At 38.6% G+C, this 6,815-nt stretch carries 9 protein-coding genes and 1 rRNA gene; 1 reads left to right on the forward strand and 9 read right to left on the reverse strand.

Going from position 1 to position 6,815, the window contains the following annotated elements; all coding sequences use genetic code 11:
• Together T323_RS0113120 and T323_RS0113125 are read right to left on the reverse strand one after the other, a co-directional pair.
• Nucleotides 1-255, reverse strand: a 16S ribosomal RNA gene (locus T323_RS0113120); the annotation flags it as partial.
• Between the two features lie 273 nt (nucleotides 256-528).
• Nucleotides 529-1,398, reverse strand: a complete 870-nt coding sequence (locus T323_RS0113125; RefSeq protein WP_026673704.1) for a nucleotidyltransferase-like protein — start codon at nucleotides 1,396-1,398, stop codon at nucleotides 529-531.
• Between the two features lie 154 nt (nucleotides 1,399-1,552).
• On the opposite strand from T323_RS0113125, the gene T323_RS0113130 reads away from it, so the two are divergent.
• On the forward strand, nucleotides 1,553-1,897 hold the full coding sequence (locus tag T323_RS0113130) for a YgzB family protein (RefSeq protein ID WP_026673705.1): 345 nt from the start codon (nucleotides 1,553-1,555) through the stop codon (nucleotides 1,895-1,897).
• A 27-nt stretch (nucleotides 1,898-1,924) separates the two neighbouring features.
• Here T323_RS0113130 and perR read toward each other — a convergent pair whose 3' ends face one another.
• The 7 genes from perR to T323_RS26675 form a co-directional block, all read right to left on the reverse strand.
• Complete coding sequence (gene perR / locus T323_RS0113135) at nucleotides 1,925-2,356, reverse strand: peroxide-responsive transcriptional repressor PerR (protein ID WP_026673706.1); 432 nt, start codon at nucleotides 2,354-2,356, stop codon at nucleotides 1,925-1,927.
• A 190-nt stretch (nucleotides 2,357-2,546) separates the two neighbouring features.
• Nucleotides 2,547-2,840 (reverse strand): cyclic-di-AMP receptor, encoded by a 294-nt coding sequence (locus T323_RS0113140; protein ID WP_026673707.1) that lies wholly within the window; start codon nucleotides 2,838-2,840, stop codon nucleotides 2,547-2,549.
• Nucleotides 2,841-2,863: 23 nt separating this feature from the next.
• On the reverse strand, nucleotides 2,864-3,814 hold the full coding sequence (locus T323_RS0113145) for a D-2-hydroxyacid dehydrogenase (RefSeq protein WP_026673708.1): 951 nt from the start codon (nucleotides 3,812-3,814) through the stop codon (nucleotides 2,864-2,866).
• Between the two features lie 69 nt (nucleotides 3,815-3,883).
• Nucleotides 3,884-4,351 carry a thioredoxin-dependent thiol peroxidase gene (gene bcp, locus T323_RS0113150; protein ID WP_026673709.1) on the reverse strand — a complete coding sequence of 156 codons (468 nt, stop codon included), beginning with the start codon at nucleotides 4,349-4,351 and terminating at the stop codon, nucleotides 3,884-3,886.
• 100 nt (nucleotides 4,352-4,451) lie between these two features.
• A complete protein-coding gene (locus T323_RS0113155) occupies nucleotides 4,452-4,847 on the reverse strand; it encodes a potassium channel family protein (RefSeq protein ID WP_035178661.1) in 396 nt (131 codons plus the stop codon).
• 78 nt (nucleotides 4,848-4,925) lie between these two features.
• The gene (locus T323_RS0113160) at nucleotides 4,926-5,597 is read right to left on the reverse strand and encodes a TIGR00266 family protein (protein ID WP_026673711.1); all 672 of its coding nucleotides are present in this window, start codon (nucleotides 5,595-5,597) and stop codon (nucleotides 4,926-4,928) included.
• A 100-nt stretch (nucleotides 5,598-5,697) separates the two neighbouring features.
• On the reverse strand, nucleotides 5,698-6,789 hold the full coding sequence (locus T323_RS26675) for a saccharopine dehydrogenase family protein (RefSeq protein WP_051556521.1): 1,092 nt from the start codon (nucleotides 6,787-6,789) through the stop codon (nucleotides 5,698-5,700).
• Nucleotides 6,790-6,815 lie beyond the last annotated feature (26 nt).

The raw sequence follows: 6,815 nt of genomic DNA on the forward strand, positions 1-6,815 counted from the left end.
TGCGCCGCGGGCCCATCCTGTAGTGATAGCCGGAGCCATCTTTTAAAATGGAATTATGCAATTCCATCTATTATCCGGTATTAGCACCGATTTCTCGATGTTATCCCAGTCTACAGGGCAGGTTGCCCACGTGTTACTCACCCGTCCGCCGCTAACATCAAAAGAGAACAAGTTCTCTCATGAAGTCCGCTCGACTTGCATGTATTAGGCACGCCGCCAGCGTTCGTCCTGAGCCAGGATCAAACTCTCCATAAAAGTGTTTGATATAGCTCAAAAATAATTCATTGACGAGATATTACTATCTCTTTAATTCGCTTGGCTTTTTCTTGTTCAGTTTTCAAAGAACTATCGCCGTTGTAAGCGGTTGTTATCTTACAGCGACTTTAATATAATATCATGTGCACTTTTTAATGTCAACATCTTTTTAGTGATGTTTTTTTCGGAAAGTGCGATGTCGTTTTCAGCGACGAATATTAATATACCATGTGTGATTTCGAACGTCAACATCCTAGCAAGAAAATTACACTGTTAGTTTTTAACAGTGTAATATCGATGATAAATCCCTGCTCCTTTTGTTTCGACAGCTACAACAGCAATGATTCCTTTTTGAACTAAATAGTCGATTAACAACTCAATATCAATTTTATAATCTTCAATTTCAGTGACTGCCATCAAGTCAGCAATCGTCCACGGCTCATGGCGTCGATTCATCACTTCAATTAAATGACCACTTCCAACTTCAAGCTTTTGTGATATTGCAAATTCACTTGCAAGCATAAGAAGCTCCATCCGTTTTTCTAATGATTCTTCTCCCGTTATTAATTCGGTGTATAGCTTGTAAATCTCCGGGTCAATGTTTTTAATTTGATTCCATACTGTCACTTCTGGATAAAAGCCACTTTCAATCACCGCAAGTCTCGCTTTATGATGAAGCGCATGTAAAATATGATTAAACGCATCTAAATAGTTATTTGTTTGGTATAATGCTTTCCCATCTTCAAACCGACGAACGAGCTTTGATAATTCAATCGTCATCTTTTTTCTTCTTTCTTCAAGTGGAAAGTCATGAAGGCGATGTTTAATTCCTGCCAAATATTCGTTTCGGTCAAATATAATCTTTCCATTAAATAGCCAGTCAATAAAGCGACGATTATTACCGGTAATGATCCAATTATGCAGCAATTGCTCATCCACATGGTGCATCGCGACTTTTTTATCGATAAATTCATAATGCTTCACAAACCATGGCTCGCTATTTTCTTCTTTAATGACAAGTAAGATGACATCGTTTTTGTCTGTAATGGCTTCATGCCCTTTATCTTTTTCAATAATTAATATTCCTAACGTATCTTGTTCACTTGCTCTGTCTTGGTATAACTCGCGCAACTTTACTTCCATGACAATGGTCCCCTCTCACGTAAATCATCCACATTATAATTCTTCTAATGTAGTAATTCGACGAAAATGAATGTTTCCCTTTTATGAACTCGAGAGGAGTTCTAATGATTTTTGTTCTGCATTTATGCTATACTTTGTCCTAGGAGGGAATGTCATGGCTCGTAAACCAACTAATAAAATAAATAAAATTCGTACATTTGCATTATTACTCGTTTTTATCGGGATTGTCATTATGTATATTGGTATTTTCTTTCCTTCACCGATTTTAATGTCACTGACTATGGCGCTTGGGTTTTTATGTGTCATCGGAAGTACAGTCGTTTATTTTTGGATTGGGATGCTATCTACAAAAACCGTGCAAGTCACCTGTCCGGAATGTAGCAAAACGACAAAAATGCTCGGTCGTGTCGACGCATGTTCGTTTTGCAGTGCTCCACTCACATTAGACCCAGCACTTGAAGGAAAAGAATTTGACGAAAAATATAACAAAAAAAGCTGAATGTCAAAAGACGTTCAGCTTTTTTCATTAATGTTTTGTTTTACACTCCGGACAAACCCCGTAAATTTCCATACGGTGGCTGCCAACATCAAATCCAGTCACACTTTCTGCTAACGTTTCCACTTCATCCAATCCTGGATAATGGAAGTCAACAATTTTCCCGCAGCTTTTGCAAATGACATGGTAGTGATCAGAAGTGACACAATCAAAACGGCTGGAGGCATCTCCATACGTTAATTCTTTTACAATCCCAACATCTTTAAATACACGTAGATTATTGTAGACTGTTGCGACACTCATATTTGGAAATCTTCCTTCAAGTGCTTTATAAATATCATCTGCAGTAGGATGTGTCATTGATTCAAAAAGAAACTCTAAGATAGCTTGACGTTGAGGTGTCATGCGTATTTTCGTACTTTTTAATGAATCAATGGCGTCTTGCAGGTGATGCTTTCCCATCGTCATCCACCTCACTTTTTCGATACTAACCTGATGTATGCCCTATACGTTGTCTACTATTATTAATATTCCTATATAAGAAAAACTATTCTTATTTTATAAATATTATAATTAGTATAGGACATTTTGAGAATGGTTGTCAATATTTCTACTATATATATAGGATGAAACTCATGAGAAAATGATTAAATTATTGAAAAAGTAACGGCAAGCCATGGTTCGCATCAACGATAAAAGAAGTGAATCGGCTTTCATTGCCTTTTCTTTTCCCTCTTGTTTGTTCGACTTGTAGGCACGCTTCTTTTATTACCGTTTTCAATGACTCAATATGTTGTTCTTCTACACCGAGAAGAAACGTTGTATTTCCTTTTCGTAAAAAGCCACCTGTGCTCGCAAGCTCTGTCATCCGATATTCTTTTTTACGAAGCTGTTTTTCGACATTCTCAACATAAAAATTATTGACGATACAAACCATTAACTTCATGGCGCTTCTTCCCTTCTTCTTTATTAATATCCGCGAGTGACATCAATCAAATTGATTAAGCTAGATTCTCCGTTCGTATATGCTTTTAAATTTTGCTCGAAAATCTCAAATGCACGCGGTTGATATTGTGCCGATATCCCTGATAAATGCGGGGTAACCGTCACGTTGTCCATCGTCCAAAACGGATGGTCTTTTCGTAATGGTTCTTCCTCAAATACATCAAGTACGGCATGAGCGATTTCCCCTTGTTGCAAACATTCAATTAACTCTTGTTCCACAACGGTCGTTCCTCTGCCGATATTAATGAACACCGCTTCATCTTTCATCAATTGAAAATGAGCTTTCGTGAGCATCCCGTCTGTTTCTTTTGTACTCGGAAGAACAGAGACGACATAGTCTGCTTCCTTTAATAATACATTGAGCTCAGAAAAAGTAAAGATGCGATCGACATGCTCGACAGACTTGCCACTCCGGTTTAAACCGATTGTCTTCATATTAAATGCTTTTGCAATTCTCGCAATTTCAGCGCCAATCGCACCCGCTCCTAATATCGCAATTGTTTTCCCGTTAATTTCCCGCATTGGTACGGTGCGGTCCCAGTTCGCTTGTTTTTCATGTTCGATGACCGTTTTTGTATTACGTGCCACTTGCAGCATCATTGCAAATGTATATTCTGCCATCGGTTTCGCGTGAATGCCTCGTGCATTTGTGACGACGATGTCTCGTTTAGCAATCGCCTCAAACGGCATTTTCTCTAACCCAGCTGAAATGACCATAATCCACTTTAATTGTTTGGCACTATCGATATGCTCTGGTGTTAAGTCCTCGCCGTATGTGATGAGCACTTCGGCATCTTGTAAGTCTTCTTTTGCTTCGTCAATATTGGCATGAAAGAAAAAATCCAGATTATCGTAAGTAGAGACGAGTCGTTCTTTAATGTTAGATTTGATTTTTGCTGAAGATACTATTTTCACCGTGGTTGCTCCTTCTCTTTGTACTAATACCCTCATTATATGAAGGACATATGATGAGGGTATCTGTTTTTATTGATTCTCTTTAATAAATTGTAATGCTTCTTCAACATGGTCTTTCACTTTTACTTTTCGCCATTCTTTCACGAGTTTTCCTTCTTTATCGATAATAAACGTAGAACGCTCGATGCCCATATATTCTTTGCCGAAGTTTTTCTTTAGCTTCCACACGTCATATAACTTCGCTGCTTCTTGCTCTTCATCGGCTAATAATAAAAACGGCAAATCATGCTTTTCGATAAATTTTTGGTGGCGATTAATCGGGTCAGGGCTAACACCGATAATGACGGCATCCAACTCTGCAAAGCTTTCATGTTTATCGCGGAAATCACATGCTTGTGTTGTACATCCTGGTGTCATATCTTTCGGGTAAAAGTAAAGCACGACATGTTTGCCGCGGAAATCTGTTAACGACACCTTTTCTCCTGTATTTGCTTCTAATGTAAAATTTGGTGCAACTTGTCCTATTTCAATTGTCATTATGATATCCTCCTTTAAAGATAAGAAAAATTTTGGTAGAGAAAAGACGCTCCGCGTTTTTCTTTATGTATAGAGTAGCGAATCTTTTAGATCGTTACAACTAATCTGTCCTTCTTTCATGGTAGATAACCGTTGTTACGACAAACGCAGCCGGAAGAACATAGCCAATTAACGCTTGCACCATCGCAATCGGACGGCCAATGCCAAGCGGTGTAATGTCCCCATACCCGACAGATAACATCGTAACGGCACTAAAATAAAGCGTGTCTTCAATTAAATGAAATACACTACCGCCAACTTTTCGTTTATCTTCGGTTAATACCGAAAATCCACTAATTTCAAGCGCCATATATAAACAACCGAACGCAATAATAATCGTCCCGTATACGAGAAAGAGGACAACAAAGTTGCGGAGCGATACTTTCTTTCCCCGAATCGGTTCATTTTTCAATAATAAAATCAAACTCATTACGATTCCCGCTACAGCAATCGTCATAATCAATAATAAAAAAAGCTGCCCCACGATAACCACCTCATCTTATCGTATGAACAGCTTTTTTGTTTTAGGACAAGATTACTGGCCTTGATTACTAACCATACTCGCAAAATTGGCTAGCGATAACGATTGTACCCACACTTTTCCTGGACCTGTTAGCTTTGTTAAGAAAAGACCTTCGCCTCCTAACAAAATCGTGCGGACCCCTTTCACGCGTTCGATGTCCATCGTTACTGTCGATTCCATTAAAGCAACATGGGAAGTATCGACTTTTAATTGTTGACCTGCTTCTAAGTCAAACTCAACAACATCCCCCATAATATCAACAAATGCCATCCCACTTCCAGATAGCCTTTGCATAATGAACCCTTCGCCTCCAAATAAGCCGGTCATAATTTTGCGTTGGATATGTATGTCTAAGTCCACACTATCTTCAGCAAGCATAAATGCATCTTTTTGACAGATGTATTCTTTCGATGGCGACACTTCTAGTGGAATGATTTTGCCTGGTGCAAGTGGTGCAAATCCAATCCGTCCACGTCGGTCTGGGGCGTTAAACGTTGTTAAAGCTAATGACTCCCCACTTAATACGCGTCGAATGCCTTTCGCGAGTCCACCTCGTAAGTTCGCCTTCATCTCAATTTGCTCATCCATCCATAGCATTTTCCCAGGACCAGCATAAAGAGAATCCCCTGCTAATAAATCGACCGTTAATGTTTGCATTGTTGACCCTTCAATTGTGTAATTCATGTTCTTCTCCTCCTCTATCTACCTATATATATGTATACGAATGATGTTCATAGTACGTCGCATTTTTTACAATATCATAGTTTTGGAGGGTTAGGTCAATTTAGTTGTCTTTTACGGTTAATGTAATTTTATTTGTCGCTAACCATGTTTCAACAAAAGGCCTTATGTTTTCGAATGTTTCTGGAAATTGCTCTGGAAAATATAAGTCGCCAGGCCAATTTGGATGTTCGATAATTTTAATTGCTTGTAAAACAACAGCTACCGTTGTTAAATGAGTTTGTCCATTTGGGTCAAATATTGTGATTTCTCGTTTGATGGCCTTTCCTGTTTTGTCCGTTCCAACAATATCAATGACAACTTGGTGGGGTCCGCCACTTCCTGGATGGTATAAAACCGATCGTCTGATTGAAGTGAAACGGTCACCACTGATTAACTTCCATATATTCGTTTTTACTAGAAACAATAACCCTTTCATTGAAAGCTCGTTATCAAATGTAATTCGAAAATTAACATCATCTGTATTTGCCATTAGTGGGAGTGTAACATGGTCAGGGGTGTCCATCCGATATGTTTTCGTTTTATAACCACTTGGAAATTGGACTACTACAGGGTCTGTTAATGGCATGACCGTCTTTTTCTTTTCATTTGCTCCTACGGTAAACGATTTTGTTAATTGATCAATATATTCAACTGAATTCGGTCCAGCTTTATCTTTTAATGAATAGAGGGCATTAATGTTAATTTGTTCGACATGAGAGAACTCTTCGGCATACACTTTCGCACATAACGATAATAATCCTGCCATCCATCCAGACGAAAGAATAATCGGTGCTTTCACTTGTTTTTGCTTTATGAATTCAACGGCTTCATGAAATTTCTCTGGCCATCTTGTAATGTCAATGAGGGCAATCTGATGTTTAATCGCATAGTCAAGGACATAATTTTCCGGGTCGTTTACAACACTAATAATGAGTGAATAGGATTCTTCGATTTGGGCGAAAGACTCCTTTGATACAACGTTTAATTCTACTCCTTTTGCATAATTAAGCTTGTTTGCAAACTCAGTTGCTTTCTCAAGATTTCTTCCGGCAATGGCAATCGGTAAGGTTGGGTATTTTTCTCGTAGTAATTGAGCAATTTGCCCACCGACTACACCGTACCCGCCGACAATAAGGATACTTTTTTCGTTCATGTGATAGTGTCTCCCTTTTTTTACTA

The organism is Alkalihalobacillus bogoriensis ATCC BAA-922, from assembly GCF_000621445.1.
Taxonomy (GTDB): domain Bacteria; phylum Bacillota; class Bacilli; order Bacillales; family Bacillaceae_F; genus Bacillus_AO; species Bacillus_AO bogoriense.

Excerpts from the sequence above, each read along its gene's own strand:
- T323_RS0113125 (WP_026673704.1), bottom strand. The coding sequence starts at position 1,398 with ATGGAAGTAAAGTTGCGCGAGTTATACCAAGACAGAGCAAGTGAACAA.
- T323_RS0113130 (WP_026673705.1), top strand. The coding sequence starts at position 1,553 with ATGGCTCGTAAACCAACTAATAAAATAAATAAAATTCGTACATTTGCA.
- perR (WP_026673706.1), bottom strand. The coding sequence starts at position 2,356 with ATGGGAAAGCATCACCTGCAAGACGCCATTGATTCATTAAAAAGTACG.
- T323_RS0113140 (WP_026673707.1), bottom strand. The coding sequence starts at position 2,840 with ATGAAGTTAATGGTTTGTATCGTCAATAATTTTTATGTTGAGAATGTC.
- bcp (WP_026673709.1), bottom strand. The coding sequence starts at position 4,351 with ATGACAATTGAAATAGGACAAGTTGCACCAAATTTTACATTAGAAGCA.
- T323_RS0113155 (WP_035178661.1), bottom strand. The coding sequence starts at position 4,847 with ATGACGATTGCTGTAGCGGGAATCGTAATGAGTTTGATTTTATTATTG.
- T323_RS0113160 (WP_026673711.1), bottom strand. The coding sequence starts at position 5,597 with ATGAATTACACAATTGAAGGGTCAACAATGCAAACATTAACGGTCGAT.
- T323_RS26675 (WP_051556521.1), bottom strand. The coding sequence starts at position 6,789 with ATGAACGAAAAAAGTATCCTTATTGTCGGCGGGTACGGTGTAGTCGGT.